The sequence below is a fragment of the Aeromonas sp. 602396 genome (assembly GCF_049173735.1).
Taxonomy (GTDB): domain Bacteria; phylum Pseudomonadota; class Gammaproteobacteria; order Enterobacterales; family Aeromonadaceae; genus Aeromonas; species Aeromonas veronii_A.
Window position 1 is genome coordinate 1 of the sequence record NZ_JAAKSD010000001.1, and the last position, 17,093, is coordinate 17,093.

Consider the following 17,093-nt stretch of genomic DNA (forward strand, 5'->3'; position numbering starts at 1 on the left):
AACCAACCAACCAACCAACCAACCAACCAACCAACCAACCAACCAACCAACCAACCAACCAACCAACCAACCAACCATTCATTGACTGAAATTATATATAGTAAGTTATTGTGTAACCTGTTTTTAGGTTGTTGGAATTTGTAAAGTAATCACCAATGTTTCAATGGAGTAACATTATCTAAATGTAATAATCAGTTCAACCAGAGGTCGACCCAATAATAATCATTGCAAAAATATATAATGCTGTATGATATATGGTTATAGCTTTAGCGAATTTATTTGATACATGCGGATTTTTGTTCAAGTCTGTAGTTCTCACTGAGCTAACTATGTGGTACATCTAGGGAAGGTGCTAACAAGTCACTTGGCACAACAAAAACACACCATTCTAAATTATTGATATTAAATGGCTAAACTTTTTAGTTTTGGCACATAGGGTACTTATTCGCACCTTCCCAAGACAAATAGTAGGAAGAGTAGTTCGGCATAAATAGGTAGTATGGACATCAGTGTTGTGTCCAAATAGCAGATTAATAATGAGTATTACACTTATGCATTGTGTTTGATGGCCACAGTTAATAAAAAAACCGCTCACCATAAGGGGGAGCGGTTCGGCTGGTACGATAGGCCTAATTATTTTAGGTTTTCAAATTGGCCGTTTGTCATGTCAATCTGGATATTCAGGTCTGGTACCGGATCATAGATAATCCCTTCACCGACGGTACCTAGTAGGCCATAAATTGGCGCCAGCATTTTATCGCCAAGGAGGTTGCTGAGATCCTTGCTAGGGTCCCACTCTTGGGAAAGCGTCAAAGTCTTAAGTTTGGTGACTTCGTCTGCCAATTCCTGTTTGCTAACATTATGTTTTTGGCCATATTCACGAGCCCAGTTTAAAACAAAGCGCATTTTATCATCGATTTGTTCTGAGTTCTCTTCATCACCATGGTAATGGGCTTTGAGCACCGCACCGATCAACTGGCTGAGGGTTGTCTTATACAGCTCATTCCAGGTAAGCCCTGAATCAGCTAACACATCTGCTTCAAACAGGGGTTGCCATTCCGAATCTTGACAGATAAATTTTTGGCAATTCTCACGCTTATAGACATCCAGCATGGTTTTGGCCACAGGTTTTTTTGTTAGTGAATTGTCAAGGATCTCCAGCAATGGTCCATCAATATCAACACCGAGTGCCGCGAAAATATTTTGGCTCAAACCATCGACCAAACCAACTAAATTTGCATCAGGAACTGATTCCATAACCGTTGTGTTGTCAACATCTGTGGTTATCAATTTGTTTTTAATATCGACCAATACCGAGCGATAAGGTGCGGGATAGCTCACTGAGGCACCTGTTTGAATATCATAGATCCAACTACCATCCTCATATTGACGTTTGGTAATATCATTAGCGTGGAAGTGACCAGTAAACACAATGTTCACACCTGCTTGCGCCAAGATTTTTGATATATACTCACTGGTGCTGATATAGAGGGTTTTGCTCTTCTTACCAGTGTATGTGTTGGTAAATTCTTCTATATAGGTGGGTACATCGATACTATCATGAAATGAGGTTTTTTCACCATCGATGACATAACCAGGGATTAAAGCACTCTTGCTAGGGAAATGTTCAATAACACCAGCATGGTTCATTGCCAGCAATATCTTTCCTTGATCTTTGGCTTCCTGTGCCTGCTGTTTAATCCACTCCAGAGTGCTCAAACGCTCAGGCGTCAGCAGAGATCCGCCAGTTTTACTATAATCCGGACTATTAGCTTGCCAGTGCTGTTGCACATCTTTGATGGAGGAGGTAATGGAGTCTATTGCGAGGATTCGCACGCCCTCTGTTGGTTCGGCAACAAAGGAGAAAGAGTTAGGGTCTCGGGCAATGGCTTCATTAAAACCAAAATCTTGGTAGAAATTATCCCAGTTCTCCATAAACATAGGTTCGCCAGTGGTGTTAGTCATATGCGGCGCCATGCTGCCAGGGACAACATTCTGCTCATTTCCTTCCAGATAGACAGCTCCTTTGGCGGTCAGGGTTTGGGTCAGGGATTCTTTATAACCATAGGGGTTATTCATATCGTGGTTACCCGGCACCACATAGACTTTGATTCCTTGTTCTCTAGCACGCTGCAAGCTTGTACGTACTTTTTTATGGTTAATTCGTTCCCCATCCTTGGTCAAATCACCTGGTACTAAAATAACGTTGGTACCGTTTTTAATCATTTCTTGAATTGCATGATCAAGTAATTCTTGACTTTGCAAAAACGCCTTGCGGTCGCTACTAATAGCGGCTTGAAACATCTCGCCATTAATATCATCCCCCATACTACCATCATATAGATGTGTATCGGTAACAATCGAAATCTTTAATGTTTGAACATTTTCGCTGTCAATATATTGGTCAGTTTGACTGTGATTGTCATTACAGCCTGCTAATAAAATGGAGCTAACTACAACACTCAATGCTAGTTTTTTAAAATGCAACATAATTACTCATTGATGATTAATTTTGGTTTGGTGAGTGCGAGAATAAGACTGCAATCTTAAGTTTTTATTACACAGTGGAGTAGCGTGTTTATAACTGCCGATAAATATGAGTTACATTCAGCTCACAGTCAGCTTTGTAATTAGCGACGATGGAAAAAGTAACAATATTGGGAAGGCGGCGTATTCTGCTTGCAGATGGTCCCTCCCGTATTGCTTTCTGGCATGACCATAAAGCATCCGACACAGGCAGTTAACTCTCTGGCCCTCGAGCAGACCGACGAGTTCATAAATAAGCTGCCAGGCCGTATTACTGAGTTGGAGGATCGCTTCAACCAGCACAGCGGCAATTCTTCCGAGCCCCCTCCAGTGTCAGGACTGAAACTGCTCCGCCTGTTCGTGGTTTCTTACTATCCGCCTGTTGATTGCCCCTGCTGGGGTTGCAAGGAGTTGTCTCATGGTAAGCTTTAGCGGAGTGCATTAGGTGTTTGATACGCCCCAGCTTGCGCCGCCGCAGAGGGTTGAGCAAGGTGGGCAACACCTCGGCATCATGGACATTTTCCAACGAGACTTCCGCCGTCACGATATCGTGGGTCACCGGCTCTACTGCCAGATGCAACTTGCGCCAGACTCGCCACCATGTTTTCTGATCTTCTACTCGCCTTCAGCAAACACCTTCAACCCGGTTGAGTCGATAACCAAGACGGTAATGCGGGTTGTCGATAAGTCACCGTCACCGTGCGTGCTAACCTGCTGACATAGCTATACCCGTTGTGAGCAGTGGCACATTCATCAGCTCTAACATGGAGTCGTATAGTCCCTGAGTAGCCCGCATAGTGAGGTTGAAAATCCCCTTAACAATCAGGAAAGTGACGATGATCTGATCGGTGTAGAACTGGCTACGCCCGTAGTCCATGATTCTCTTGGACTGTTCTGTCAATTCGGATATGATTTGTCTCGGCTGACCAGCCAGACTTTCGCACGAGTCAAAATGGTTACTACTCTCAAGCCACATGATCTCAACCTCAAATCCTCACCTTGGATGGATTAAACGTGCGATGTATACCCCGGGGTAGGACTAGGAGATTGGATCATGACCATCAAAGCGTTCGTCCACACAACCCAGCTTGAGCTCAAAGATGTACTAGGCATCTCCCTCAAACGTAGTCATATCTACGAGATGATTGCTGCGGCCTATGGCTACAGTACTTACGCGTCATTGCAAGCTGATGCGATTCTGCTCAGTAATACGAAATGGCAGGTTGCGTTGGATGTAAGTGCAATTGAGGCTAGAGCTATTATTCTGGGTATTAGTATTCCTGAGCTTGTTGCTCAGAAGTTGGCCACTTCGTTAGTGCAGGCGGGTATTATAAGCCTACGCGTAAAAGAGATTTTTAGGAATCGCCTAAACGACGATTACATTACTCAGCTTTATATTAAGAGTAATCAACTTCCTCCTAATTCGACTACTGCGAGCCGCTTTAGCTCCTCAGACCATTATGCTGGGGAATTAATGAATATGTTTAAACAGAATGAATTTAACTCGCCATTAGTACACCAGGGGTTGGTCCAGCTAAGTGCATTTGCAGACCGAAATGCCTCGTCATTTACCGATTTTGAACTTCATCAAAAATTGTACAGAATAGCCAGTGGCTTTAATAGTGCTGATATTAATGCATTAGTTGACACAGATAAAGAACGATACATTTATTGGTATCATCACTTGAAAAAAGCTGCAATGTCATTTGATATGGATGCTGTGTTCGAGTTGGCATCACATGGACTTGATTCCTCTTTATACATTGGCTATATGGGCGGCAGTAAACGTAGTGAATCTATTGCAATAGAATGTGAAACTCGTGGCATGGTGGTGAATGCTTATTATTGGTGGATTGTTAGTGCAATCAATGGTTCTGTTGACGCAATATATAAGCTGGTTAGTGATTATGATAAGGAAGACTCATTCCGGTGTTGGGTATGGATATTTCTTGCTAAAGAGTTAGGGTTTGATTTAATGACGTCGACAGATACAACTACAAGTTATGATATGCACAGTGGCGATGAAAGTTATACTTTCTCATTACCAGGTAAAATTCTTCCTGCATTGACTCCCCCCGACGTGGATACAAGTATATCCAATATGGCTCAACAGTTAGCATATAAGTTGTATGCTCAATATTTAGAAGATGACATTTTTTTTGAAGAGTATACTCATAATGAGTAACAATGATTTTTATAGATGTTTTTACGGAATGCAAGGGGGGACACCCCCCCCTTTAATTATAATAAATCTGGATCTTTTCTCGCTACGCGAGGAAAAACTAAAATTATGGCAGCCAGATGTGTTGTCTTATATTAGTAGACACCATGTTCAATTCGTCCTACTAAGTCTACCACTGCTTGAACTCCTACTGATGTACTCAACAGTTCAGCTGGCATTTTCCCGCCAAGTCCCTTAGCTGGTTGATGTAGCCATGCTATGGATTTGGTATTATCATTTTCATTTAGGGAGCGAGCCGCATCCAGAGCCAATATAACACCATAAACCCTAGAACCTTGTTGAATAGTCAGAGGTGTATTTGTTCTGAGTTTACGTGAAATAGTATTCTTGCTAATGCCGGTGAGGTGGCATATCGTGCCAACATCTGTCATAACCATTTTAGCGAGCTGAGGGATAGTTTCTGGTTTTACGCCAGAAACTATCCATAAATGAACCATCAATGGATGATGTGGAATATTAAGGTTCTCAATTAGTGAGTCAGTTATAGCTAATCTAGGCTTCAAGTCATGAGCTAAATCGACTCTCATGGTGCTCTCCGATTTGTTTGATGATAACTGATGGTAGGTCTACATGTTAGTGTAGTGTCTGAACCTCATCATTTACGGAAGTTAATTTTAATGACGTTATCATGTCTGATATCTTGGTCCATATGTTCAGGATTATTTGCAATGTACTGGCTAACGAAATTCCCCCAACCCAAGAATAACTTTTTAAGCTTGTCTTTGTCACGCATAGACTCACCTTGATAAATTCTAGATAATCTATCACTGATTGTGTGATTAAGTAGGTGTTCTACTTCAAAAGGCGTTGCATTAAGTTCACGCCCACAACCATTTGAAACGCTACGTCTGAGGTCATGTAATGTGAAGTGTTCAATATCTATCATCTTTGCTTCTTGTAGTCTGCTAAGTGCGCGAGTTATTGCATCACCAGTTATCGGGAATTCAGGTCTGACACATGATTCGAAAACAAATTTACATGTCTTTGATGTGATTTTTCTTTGCTCAGAAATGATTTGTTTTGCTAGCGGACATAGAGTTACTACGTGTGGAATTTTATTTTTAGTATCCGGAATGAGCCATTCCTCATCATTTAGGTGTGACCACTCCATAGAAGCAACCTCTCCTCTGCGAACAGCAGTGAGAATAATTATTTTAATAGCATTGGCTACACTCGTAGACATGGTCATTGAAGTGGTTTTATTTTTACCATTGGTACTGTGTTCTCTCCATTTTACCGAGTTTTCATCTATTGTTTTCCACAATCTAGCCAATTCAATAGTAGATAAAGATCGTTGCCTTGGGTCGTTAGGGGTAGCATTATAAATTTTTGGTTTTAGAGCTAATGTCGGATTTGAATCAATAAGTTGTTTTCTGACTGATTCATCCATCATTTGATTCATCAACCCCATTGATTTACGTAAGCCCTCCAAGCTCCCTTTTTGGAGCTTTTGATAATGTTGATGCAATACAGCCATTGATATGTCACATACTCGGAGTTTACCTAGAGCATTCGCTAGATGCGTTTTGTAGATGCTTCGATAGTCAGAGACAGTTCTTGCACCGATTTCCATATACTTCCGATTACTACGTTTGGCATTGGCTTTATGTTGAATCCATTGCTCGAAAAATTCGTTCAATGTAGGCATTTGTTCATTTTTTTGCTTGGAACTTAACACTGCCTCTCGGGGATCAATGCCTTGTTTAACGAATACAACCATTCGAGCATGGGTTTCTCGGGCCAGTGCCAGACTCATTGCAGGATAGTTCCCAAGAGTCATCTTCGTTTGCTTTTGAGCTATGTAATATCTATAGAGCCAGCTTTTGGTTTGTGCTCCAGCTCTAGCTTCAAGACATAAGCCCTTGTTTCCTCCACTATAGACTGCCTTGACAATCCGTTGTTTTCCTTCTTCAGGTACTAAGGCTCTACATTCTCGGTCAGTTTTTATCATGGCGTCTCGCGTACTTGTCGGCGTACTTTATTGTCATTGTATATGTGAGTATCTCTTTGGACAAACACGGACGATCATTATTTAAATTGTGTTATAAATCAGTGTGATATGGTTTATTGTTAAGACTTTCTTGGATGTGTTTAGACGATGGGTGTTATAATTCGTAATGCGAAGGTCAGGAGTTCGATCCCCCTTATCGGCACCATATAAAACAAAGGGTTAGCTTCTCATCGAAGCTAACCCTTTGTTTTATATGTTTAATTGGCCCAGCACTGGGCCCAACAGATTGCAACCTATAGCCTGTTAGGGCATATCTCCCAAGGCACAGGATTTGTCAGGATCGCCCCCGTAACCTACCCGTAATCTTGCCGTTCAGATGCCTCGATGTTTGGTGTTACGTTGAGATTGCGACCACTCTGCATTGAGAGACTGGTAGCTAATCGTTTAAACTTCGCACTTTGCAAGGTTCAATGAAATTTTAATGTAGGGTAATAATGTAGTGGTCTAATCATCCCGGACACCATTTTAGGTGGTACAGTCGCCACCATGACTTGAGGTGTTCAATGACAAGATTACGTCGCTCATTTACTGCCGAATTCAAACTCGAAGCCGCATCCCTGGTGCTCGACCAGGGATATTCAGTCCCCGAAGCCAGCCGTTCACTGGACGTCGGTGAAACCGTACTTCGTCGCTGGGTTCAGCAACTGCAATCCGAACGCAGTGGCACAACCCCAATCAGCAAAGCGCTAACTCCTGAGCAGCAGAAAATCCAGGAGCTGGAAGCCCGTATCAACCGACTCGAACGTGAAAAGGTCATTCTAAAAAAGGCTACTGCTCTCTTGATGTCGGACGACTTCACACGTACGCGCTGATAGACCGATTAAGGGAGCAAGCCCCCATCACCTTGGTCTGCTGCGCTTTCGATGTTCCAACATCCTGTTTTTACGACTATCTGGCTCGCAGGCGGACGATTAACCGTGAGCGCATGCAGCATCGCTGTGAGTTGCGCCGTTTGTTCAAAGTGAGCCGGAACTCGGCAGGCAGCCGTGCCTTGATGTCGATGATGCGGGAGTTGGGGTATCAGATTGGTCGATTCAAAGTACGTAACCTGATGAAGGAAGCCGGTCTGGTATCCAAGCAACCGGGCGCTCATCGCTATCAGGTCGCTCGGTCTGAACGACCGGGCACTCCCAATCTGCTGGCCCGCGAATTTGATGTCCAGCAACCCAATCAGGTGTGGTGATATCACCTACGTCTGGGCAGGTGGTCGTTGGTATTACCTGGCAGCGGTGCTTGACCTGTACACCCGGCGGGTCGTGGGCTGGGCGATGTCTGATAAACCTGATGCAGAATTGGCAATCAAAGCACTGGAGATGGCCTATCAGTAGCGGGGTTGCCCATCCGGTGTGCTATTTCACTCCGACCAGGGCAGCCAATATGGCAGCCGGGCATTTCGGCAACGACTGTGGCGTTATCGCATAACCCAGAGCATGAGTCGTCGTGGAAACTGCTGGGATAACGCCCCGATGGAGCGACTGTTCAGAAGCCTGAAGTCAGAGTGGCTCCCGGCTATGGGATATATGAGCTTGCGAGAGGCGAAACGAGATATCAGTTATTACCTGATGGATTACTACAACTGGCGGCGTCCACATCACCACAATAATGGGATACCGCCAGCAAAAGCCGAAGATCGGCCTAACCAAGTGTCCGGATTTAGTTGACCACTACAAGTAGGAGCCTGCCAATTTTGAAAGCATGGATCCACAATTCTCCCGTTTTAGCGCGATTTTTTGTGCCGAGTGAGAAACGGGTCTCACGAGGAGCTCCGTACTGGCGGAGGGCCGGGGGGAAGATCAGGCGGTAGCAGTAGACACCACAGTGGTTTTTGATGAGACCGGGATAGAGCATATGTGACACCTCAGTGTGTCACTCCCTGACCAGCCATAAAGAAAAAGCCCTGACGAATCAGGGCTTTAGCAGGTGGTGGAGCTGGGGGGATTTGAACCCCCGTCCAAAATTACTACATCCTTGGCACTACATGCTTAGTCACTCTTTACATTCGCCAACCCGCTGCGGAGAGACACGCCACGAATTGACTAGCTCGATTGGTTTTAATGCTTCCGCCCCGAGCAGGACTTCCACACGATCCTGTGAAGGATGACCTTCCGATTCCCTAGGACACAGGCAAGCTAGGGTAGAAGGGCTCTATGCAGGTTATTAAGCTGCTAGTGCGTAGTTTTCGTCGTTTGCGACTATTTTTTTGCGGTTTATTAACGAGGCCTACCGCACCTCGGCATGCACCTTGGGTTTCGTGAATCTTGTCGAATCCAGAATCAGCCCCAAGTTGTTAATTGCGATTGTACGCAAAAATGCTGTCATAGCAAGGCGTTGATACCCATTCCCTCTGGCAGCCAGTCTGTTTGCCGATTTATTGTACGCAGCTGAACCTGAAGAGCCAGCTGCGCTGGGGGAAGGTGAACTGACGTCCTGATCCTGCCAGTAGCAGGTTAGCCGCGATGCTTGTTCTTCATGATGCGGGCTTTTTCCCGATCCCACTCGCGGGCCTTGGTATCTTCGCGCTTGTCGTGCTCTTTCTTGCCCTTCACCAGGCCGATCTCGACCTTGACCCAGCACTGTTTCCAGTAGAGGGCGAGGGGAACTATGGTGTAGCCCTGACGGGCAATCAGGCTTTCGAGCTTGTCGAGTTCACGACGGCTCAGCAGCAGTTTGCGGGTGCGGGTCGGGTCACATACCACGTGGCTGGAGGCCGCTTGCAGTGGCAGGAAGCTGGAGCCGAACAGATAGGCCTCGCCATCGCGGAAGATGACATAGGCTTCGCTGATGTTGGCCTTGCCCGCCCGCAGGGATTTGACTTCCCACCCTTGCAGGGACAGACCCGCTTCGATCTTCTCTTCGATGAAGTATTCGTGGCGCGCGGTTCTGTTGAGTGCAATGGTGCTGGACCCGGCTTTGTTTTTACTGTTTTTTTTGCTCATGACGGGCGATTTCCGGCAATGACTAGGAGGCTCGTATTATACGTAGGCAGGGGCGGCTGTAAAACGCGCAGCAGGTCAAGTGGTGGCTTTCTGAGCGGTTTGGCTGAGGTTTTACCTCCACAACCCCAAACATGGTGATAAAATCGCGCCGATTGGATGAGGAAAAGCCATGCCCCGAATTACGCGCAGTGCCCTGGTGATGTTCAGTGCAGAACAGATGTTCAAGTTGGTTAACGATGTGGATGCCTATCCGCAGTTTTTGCCCGGCTGTGTTGGCAGCCGTGTCCACGAGGCTGGCGATGACTACATGATGGCGTCGGTCGATGTGGCCAAGGCGGGGATTGCCAAGACCTTTACCACCCGCAATCAGCTGGATGTGAACCGCCAGATCAGGATGGAGCTGGTGGATGGCCCGTTCCGCAAGCTGGCGGGCTGGTGGACCTTTACCCCGCTCGATGTCGACGCCTGCAAGGTGGAGTTTGATCTCGATTTCGAGTTTACCTCCAAGCTTATCGAGGTGGCATTTGGTCAAGTATTCCGCGATCTGGTGAGCTCCATGGTCTCCGCCTTCTCCAACCGGGCGAAGGAGGTCTACGGTGTCTGACCAGCTCAATATCGAGGTTGTCTATGCCTTGCCGCAGCAGCAGACGGTGATTGCCCTGCGGGTGGCGCCCGAGACTTGCGTGCTGGCGGCCATCGAGCAGTCCGGCATCGTGCAAAAGCACCCCGAGATTGACTTGTCGGTCAACAAGTTCGGTATCTACAGCCGCCCGGTGAAAGGGAGCGAGCCGCTGCACGACGGCGATCGCATCGAGATCTACCGTCCACTCATCGCCGATCCCCGCGAGATGCGCAAAAAGCGGGCCGAGAAGGCCAAAGAGGAGGGGCGAGCCGATAGCGTGACCGGCGGCCGCCCCGATGTGCATCGCAAGCTCCGTGAGTAGCGCTCAGGTTTTTCTTACAGAAAGAAGGCGCCGAGGCGCCTTTTTTTGATCCCGTTAGCCGGTGAGCTGGCCGAAGGGATATCAAGAGAGGGCTGCTTCTATCACACCCAGCCGGGCGCGGGCCCAGGCGGCCAGCAGCTCGACCCCGCTTTGCATCACCCGCTCATCGAAATCGAATTCGTTGTGATGGTGCGGCGCCGCCAGATCGGCCCCCAGGATGAGGTAAGCCGCTTCGCCCCCCTGCTTTTGCACCCGCTCCATCAGAAAACCGGCATCTTCGCTGGCGCCAAAGCGGCGAGTCTGGATGGTGGCGAGCCCCTGCTTGCGGGCCAGCGCCGCCAGCTCGGCCTGCAGTGCCGGGCTGTTGTCGAGGGCAATGGCCTCGCCCTGTTTGATGATGCGGTAGGTGACGCCGTGGGCGAGGGCAGTCCCTTCGACGATGCGCTGTACCTGACTGAACATGTAGTCGTTGAGCGTGCTATCGGCGCCGCGGGTTTCACCGCGCAGCTCGGCATGATCGGGGATGACGTTGCGGCCGCTGCCAGCGTGAAGCTGGCCGACGTTGATGCGGGTCATGCCGTCTCGGTGGCGGGGAATGCCGAGCATGGCGGAGGTGGCCATGCAGGCGGCTGCCAGCGCATTGCTGCCTGCGTTGGGCTCGAGCCCTGCATGGGCGGCAGTGCCCATAAAGTGGACGTCGAACTTGGTGGAGCAGAGAAACTCGGTGGGGTTGATCACCAGCTCGCCGCTGCCAGCGTGAATACCGATATGGAGCGAAAGTAGGGCATCCACGTCATCGAGTGCGCCACCGGCAGCCAGCGCCTTGCCACCGCGGCACCCCTCTTCGGCGGGTTGAAAGAAGAGCTTGATGCGACCGCATAGCTGCTCCTTCATCGCCATCAGCTGGCTGGCCAGCCCCATGCCTATGGCGGTGTGGCCATCGTGGGCGCAGGCATGCATCCACCCCTTGTTGTGGGAGGCAAAACCCTCCTGCTGCGGCTGGTGCTGTTCGGCGTCGGACTCTTCCACCTCCACCGCATCTATGTCGAAGCGAAAGGCCAGGGTCGGGCCGGGACGGCCGGTATCCAGCTCTCCCATCAGTCCGGTGACATCGCCGATCCGCTCCAGCCAGTCGGGATGGGCTCCCTGACGGCGGGCGCGAGCCTTCTCGGCCGCCACATCCACATCACGGCCCATCATCAGATTGCTTGCCAGCAGTTTGTCGCCGAGCACGATGCGATAACCAAGCTCGCTCAGGTGGTGGGCAATCAGGCTGGTGGTGCGAAACTCTTTCCAGGCGGCTTCCGGCAGGCGGTGCAGGTCGCGGCGCCACAGGATCAGGTGCTCAAGGGTCATCTTGGCTTCCTTGGTGATTCGATTTGTCGGCTATTGTGCCTTTTTTCCCGGCTGACCACACGGGGCCCGCAGCTGGTCGGGGGAGCTGTGAGTGCAAGTGGTGGCTGTTCGGGCCGTGAATAGTGGTGAGCGCCCATAAAAAACGCCTCCACAAGGGAGGCGTTGTCGAGGCGTGGTTATCAGGCCGCGTGATGGTAAGCGGAGGCTTCAAACAGCTTCTTGTTGGCCACCAGATCGATGGGGTCAAAATCATCGACGTTGATGGTGCGCAGGCGACTTACCTCGGCGCGGCGCAGCAGCTCGGCTTCGCTCTGGGTCAGTACGCCAGCGGCCAGACCCATGTCGGCCACCTTGTCCAGCGCCATGAAGGGACGCTTGATACCATCGCTCTTGCAGACTTTCTCGAACAGCGGCTCGGCGGCCAGCACGTCATCGAGCGCTTGCTCCAGCAGACCGAAGGGGTTGCCCTCTTCGCGAGTCAGGTATTGGCCCTTGGCCAGGCGGCTGCGGGTCTCGCTCGGGGTTTGCAGCAGACGGGCCACTTGCTGGTCCAGCTTGTCGCACGGACGGTTCAGGTCACGACCCAGCGGCAATACCACGGCGCGCAGGGCAAGGCCAATCCAGCGGTTCGGGAAGTTGCGCAGCAGCTCGTCGATCGCTTCTTGTGCCTTGAACATGGCATCTTGCAGTGCCCAGTGCAGCAGCGGCAGGTCGGCCTGCTGGCGTCCCTCGTCCTGATAGCGCTTGAGGGCGCTGGAGGCCAGATAAAGCTGGCTCAATACGTCGCCAAGGCGGGCGGAGACCCGCTCCTTGCGCTTGAGCTCGCCACCCAGGGTGCCCATCGCCATGTCTGACAGGAACGCCAGGTTGGCCGAGAGGCGGGAGATCTGCTGGTAGTAGCCCTTGGTCTGATCCTTGTAAGGGGCCGCGGCAAAGCGGGCGCCGGTGATACCGAGCCAGAAGCTGCGTACCAGGTTGCTGATGGCAAAGCCGACGTGGCTGAATACCGCCTTGTCGAAATCTTTCAGCGCCTGCTCCTTGTCGGGATGGCTGGCGGCCAGCATCTCCGGCAGTACATACGGGTGGCAGCGGATAGCGCCCTGACCGTAGATGATCATGCTGCGGGTCAGGATGTTGGCCCCTTCCACCGTCACGGCGATGGGGGCACCCTGATAGCCGCGGGCCAGATAGTTGTTGGGGCCCATGCAGATGGCCTTGCCGCCGTGGATGTCCATGGCATCGATGATGCACTTCTGGGCACGGTCGGTGAGGTGGTATTTGACGATGGCGGAGATGACCGAGGGCTTCTCGCCAAGGTCGATACCGGTCACGGTCAGGTTGGCTGCGGCGCCCATGATGTAGGCGTTGCCGCCGATGCGGGCCAGCGGCTCTTCAATCCCTTCCATCTTGCCGATGGGCAGCTTGAACTGGCGACGGATGCGGCTATATGCGCCGCTCGCCAGGGCCAGCATCTTGACGCCACCTGTGCTGTTGGAGGGCAAGGTGATGCCGCGACCGACCGACAGACACTCGACCAGCATGCGCCAGCCCTGACCGGCCATGGCCGGGCCACCGATGATGAAATCGAGCGGGACGAACACATCCTTGCCCCGGGTCGGGCCGTTCTGGAACGGCACGTTGAGCGGGAAGTGGCGACGGCCGATGCCGACACCCTTGATGTCAGTGGGAATGAGGGCGCAGGTGATACCGAGCTCTTCCTCTTCACCCAGCAGGTGCTCGGGGTCACGCAGTTTGAAGGCCAGACCCAGCACGGTAGCAATGGGGGCGAGCGTGATGTAGCGCTTGTTCCAGGTGAGGCGCATACCGAGCACCTCTTTGCCTTCCCACTCGCCCTTGCAGACGATACCGAAGTCGGGGATGGAACCGGCATCAGAACCCGCTTCCGGGCTGGTCAGGGCGAAGCAGGGGATCTCTTTGCCTACCGCCAGGCGGGGCAGGTAGTAATCCTTCTGCTCGTCAGTGCCATAGTGTTGCAGCAGTTCGCCCGGGCCCAGCGAGTTGGGTACGCCAACGGTGGAGGCGAGCACGGCGCTGGCACCGCACAGCTTTTGCAGGACACAGGACTGGGCGTAGGCCGAGAACTCCAGACCGCCATATTTCTTCTTGATGATCATGGCGAAGAACTTGTTGTCCTTCAGGTATTGCCACACCTCGGGGGAGAGATCCGCGCGCTCGTGGGTCACTTCCCAGTCGCTCACCATGCGGCACACTTCCTCGACCGGACCATCCATAAAGGCCTGCTCTTCGGCAGAGAGGGCGCTTACAGGGATGGCGTGCAGCTTTTTCCAGTCCGGGTTGCCCGCGAACAGATCGGCTTCCCACCAGGTGGTGCCCGCTTCAATCGCCTCTTTCTCGGTGCGGGACATCTCCGGCATGATCGATTTGTAGATCTTGAACAGCGGCTTGGTTATTTGATTGCGGCGAAATTCCACCAGATTGAGCGGGATGGCGATCACCGCAAACAGCGCCCATACCAGCAAGGGCACATGACCATAGATGGCGCCAAGCACCAGGGCGGCGCCGGTGACCAGGGTGGAGATGAACAGGGATGCCCGGCGATAGGCCAGGGCTCCGATAACCAGGATCACCCCGAGCAGAGTGAGGGTCGTCGTCATTGCTTGCTCCTTGCGTGGTTAGGTTGCCAACGTGGCGTAACTGATCCAGAGGTCTGACCTGTTGGATATGGCCCCTGTTGTAATTCATACGCACAAAGTTATCAAGCTGTTTACATCTTCATTACCTTCTCTCTGTGATCCCCATAACGCTCACGCGCCGCCAGCGCTGTGGCTCGCAGGGGGGCGACTGTGCGATTCGCTTGTGCGAGAATAGCCGGGATCTACACGCACACTAAAAACAGTGGAAGAGACATCATGTACCAAGAATTGATCCGCAATGAACTGACCGAAGCTGCCAGCGTGCTGCAGGCCTTCCTGGCTGATGAGCAGAACCTGAAAAACATCGAAGCGGCCGCCAAACTGCTGGCCGACTCTTTCAAGGAAGAGGGCAAGGTGCTCTCTTGTGGCAACGGTGGCTCCCACTGTGACGCCATGCACTTCGCCGAAGAGCTGACCGGTCGTTACCGCGAGAACCGCCCGGGTTATGCCGGTATCGCCATCTCCGATCCGAGCCACCTCTCCTGCGTCTCCAACGACTTTGGCTATGACTATGTATTCTCCCGCTACGTAGAAGCGGTCGGCCGCCGTGGCGACGTGCTGCTTGGCATCTCCACCAGCGGCAACTCCGGCAATATCCTGAAAGCCATCGAGGCTGCCCGCGCCAAAGGGATGAAAGTGATCGCCCTGACCGGCAAGGATGGCGGCAAGATGGCGGGTCTGGCGGATGTCGAGATCCGCGTGCCGCACTTTGGCTATGCCGACCGTATTCAGGAAGTGCACATCAAGGTGATCCACATCCTGATCCAGCTGGTCGAAAAAGAGATGGCCAAGTAATCAGGCCATAGCTACCAGACAAGGGCTGCGCCGGTAGCATGGTTCGCCATCTGTCGGTTGTTGCCAGTCACAGGGGAAGGGATTGCGCCTTCCCCTGCTGTCTGTCGAACCAGCGTGCTGGTCGAACATGACACAAGCCAAATCATGAAAGGAGTCTGCCGGATATGTGCGAACTGCTCGGCATGAGTGCCAATGTGCCGACCGATATCTGCTTCAGCTTTACCGGGTTGATGCTGCGCGGCGGCAAGACCGGGCCCCACAAGGATGGCTGGGGGATCACCTTCTACGAGGGGAAGGGCTTTCGCACCTTCAAGGATCCCGAGCCCAGTGCCCAATCTCCTATCGCCAGACTGGTACAGGCGCTGCCCATCAAAAGCTGCGCCGTGGTCAGCCACATTCGGCAGGCCAACCGTGGCTGCGTGTCACTGGAAAATACCCACCCCTTTACCCGTGAGCTGTGGGGTCGTTACTGGACCTTCGCCCACAACGGTCAGCTCACCGGCTACAAGAAGCTGCCCACCGGCCGCCACCGGCCGGTGGGGGATACCGACAGCGAGCACGCCTTCTGCTGGCTGCTCGATCGGCTGGAGCAAAAATATCCCAAGCGTCCAGCCAACTTTCCCGCCATGTTTCGCTATCTCGCCACCCTGTGTGACGAGCTCAGAGCATTCGGGGTGTTCAACATGCTGCTCTCGGACGGGGAGTATGTGATGAGCTACTGCAGCAACAACCTGCACTGGCTGACTCGCTGTGCGCCATTTGGCGAGGCGAGTTTGCTGGATGAGGAGGTGGTGATCGATTTCCAGAGCGAGACCACACCCAACGATGTGGTGACGCTGGTCACGACGCGGCCGCTGACCGGCAATGAGAACTGGATCAAGATGGCCCCCGGCGAATTCAATCTGTTCCGGCTTGGGGAGCGGGTGGCGACCAATCGGGTTGCGCTTGGGCAAGATAAAAAAATACCAGGGTAGATACCTACCCTGGTTCTTCGCAGCAGCCATAAAAGGCAAAAGGGATGAGAGGTGTTGCTGAGCATCATCACTCTGACGGCATTAAGTGTTGATCAATTGTTAATTTGTGGCAATCAAGTTGTTGTCTTGATGGGCGTTTCAGCATCGCTATTTCGATACTGATCACATTTTTTGCCACTTTATTCCCTGAGCCATCCAATCGGGTGCTTCATCACTGCCTGGTCGTGAGCCACGACATCGAAAACTATCTATAGTATGGTCTGTTTGAATACCGTTCTGGAGGAGCCTCGCATGGAGTGGGTGGATCGCAAGGTGTTGCAGCAGCTGGCAGAGGATATCGGTCCGGATATGCTGCCCGTGGTCATCGCAGTCTTTATTGAAGAGGTGGGCGAGCAGCTGAGTCAGCTCAGACCCCTCTACGAGCAGGGGGAGTGGGAGGCGTTGGCTCGGGTGGCGCACAGCATGAAATCATCCTGTGGCAGCTACGGCGCCATGCCGAGCTATCAGCAGGTGATGGCGCTGGAGATGGCCAGCAAGCAGGCCGATGTGGCCGAGGTAGAGCGCCAGTTGCAACTGCTGGAGGCATCCTTGCCGAAGGTGCTCGCGTTTCTTGCCGATTATCAGTAACGGCGCC

Annotated in this window: 12 protein-coding genes, 1 other RNA gene and 2 pseudogenes; 7 read left to right on the plus strand and 8 right to left on the minus strand. The window is 51.6% G+C overall.

Annotation, left to right across the window (positions count from 1 at the left end):
* Positions 1-633: 633 nt before the first annotated feature.
* Together G5229_RS00005 and G5229_RS00010 are read right to left on the minus strand one after the other, a co-directional pair.
* Positions 634-2,490, minus strand: coding sequence for a metallophosphoesterase (locus G5229_RS00005; protein ID WP_421207938.1), 1,857 nt, complete (start codon positions 2,488-2,490; stop codon positions 634-636).
* A gap of 358 nt (positions 2,491-2,848) precedes the next feature.
* A pseudogene (locus tag G5229_RS00010) lies at positions 2,849-3,394 on the minus strand (transposase); the annotation flags it as partial.
* Positions 3,395-3,580: 186 nt separating this feature from the next.
* Here G5229_RS00010 and G5229_RS00015 point away from each other — a divergent pair.
* Positions 3,581-4,711, plus strand: coding sequence for a hypothetical protein (locus G5229_RS00015; protein ID WP_421207940.1), 1,131 nt, complete (start codon positions 3,581-3,583; stop codon positions 4,709-4,711).
* A gap of 131 nt (positions 4,712-4,842) precedes the next feature.
* Here G5229_RS00015 and G5229_RS00020 read toward each other — a convergent pair whose 3' ends face one another.
* Together G5229_RS00020 and G5229_RS00025 are read right to left on the minus strand one after the other, a co-directional pair.
* Entirely contained in the window at positions 4,843-5,295 is a 453-nt protein-coding gene (locus G5229_RS00020; RefSeq protein WP_082034781.1) for an antitoxin Xre/MbcA/ParS toxin-binding domain-containing protein, read from the minus strand.
* A gap of 68 nt (positions 5,296-5,363) precedes the next feature.
* Positions 5,364-6,719, minus strand: coding sequence for a tyrosine-type recombinase/integrase (locus G5229_RS00025; RefSeq protein ID WP_080768666.1), 1,356 nt, complete (start codon positions 6,717-6,719; stop codon positions 5,364-5,366).
* 563 nt (positions 6,720-7,282) lie between these two features.
* Between G5229_RS00025 and G5229_RS00030 the strand changes: the two are divergent.
* Positions 7,283-8,440, plus strand: a pseudogene (locus G5229_RS00030) (IS3 family transposase).
* Between the two features lie 260 nt (positions 8,441-8,700).
* Here G5229_RS00030 and ssrA read toward each other — a convergent pair.
* Positions 8,701-9,060, minus strand: a transfer-messenger RNA (tmRNA) gene (gene ssrA, locus G5229_RS00035).
* Positions 9,061-9,226: 166 nt separating this feature from the next.
* Entirely contained in the window at positions 9,227-9,715 is a 489-nt protein-coding gene (smpB, locus tag G5229_RS00040; protein ID WP_005334498.1) for an SsrA-binding protein SmpB, read from the minus strand.
* Positions 9,716-9,884: 169 nt separating this feature from the next.
* Here smpB and G5229_RS00045 point away from each other — a divergent pair, with 169 nt between their 5' ends.
* Together G5229_RS00045 and G5229_RS00050 are read left to right on the plus strand one after the other, a co-directional pair.
* Entirely contained in the window at positions 9,885-10,319 is a 435-nt protein-coding gene (locus G5229_RS00045) for an SRPBCC family protein (RefSeq protein WP_005334496.1), read from the plus strand.
* Complete coding sequence (locus G5229_RS00050) at positions 10,312-10,659, plus strand: RnfH family protein (RefSeq protein WP_058059898.1); 348 nt, start codon at positions 10,312-10,314, stop codon at positions 10,657-10,659. The genes G5229_RS00045 and G5229_RS00050 overlap by 8 nt, the downstream gene beginning before the upstream one ends.
* An 81-nt stretch (positions 10,660-10,740) precedes the next feature.
* Here the strand turns inward: G5229_RS00050 and G5229_RS00055 are convergent, their stop codons facing one another.
* Together G5229_RS00055 and fadE are read right to left on the minus strand one after the other, a co-directional pair.
* Positions 10,741-12,015, minus strand: a complete 1,275-nt coding sequence (locus G5229_RS00055; protein WP_266134521.1) for an amidohydrolase — start codon at positions 12,013-12,015, stop codon at positions 10,741-10,743.
* A 179-nt stretch (positions 12,016-12,194) separates the two neighbouring features.
* Positions 12,195-14,651: an acyl-CoA dehydrogenase FadE gene (gene fadE / locus G5229_RS00060; protein WP_421207942.1), complete on the minus strand. Its 2,457-nt coding sequence runs from the start codon at positions 14,649-14,651 to the stop codon at positions 12,195-12,197.
* A gap of 255 nt (positions 14,652-14,906) precedes the next feature.
* On the opposite strand from fadE, the gene lpcA reads away from it, so the two are divergent.
* The 3 genes from lpcA to G5229_RS00075 all read left to right on the plus strand — a co-directional run bounded on the left by lpcA (position 14,907) and on the right by G5229_RS00075 (position 17,086).
* The gene (gene lpcA, locus G5229_RS00065) at positions 14,907-15,485 is read left to right on the plus strand and encodes a D-sedoheptulose 7-phosphate isomerase (protein ID WP_005334485.1); all 579 of its coding nucleotides are present in this window, start codon (positions 14,907-14,909) and stop codon (positions 15,483-15,485) included.
* Between the two features lie 164 nt (positions 15,486-15,649).
* Positions 15,650-16,459 carry a class II glutamine amidotransferase gene (locus G5229_RS00070; RefSeq protein ID WP_421207944.1) on the plus strand — a complete coding sequence of 270 codons (810 nt, stop codon included), beginning with the start codon at positions 15,650-15,652 and terminating at the stop codon, positions 16,457-16,459.
* Between the two features lie 291 nt (positions 16,460-16,750).
* On the plus strand, positions 16,751-17,086 hold the full coding sequence (locus G5229_RS00075; protein ID WP_204481248.1) for an Hpt domain-containing protein: 336 nt from the start codon (positions 16,751-16,753) through the stop codon (positions 17,084-17,086).
* Positions 17,087-17,093 lie beyond the last annotated feature (7 nt).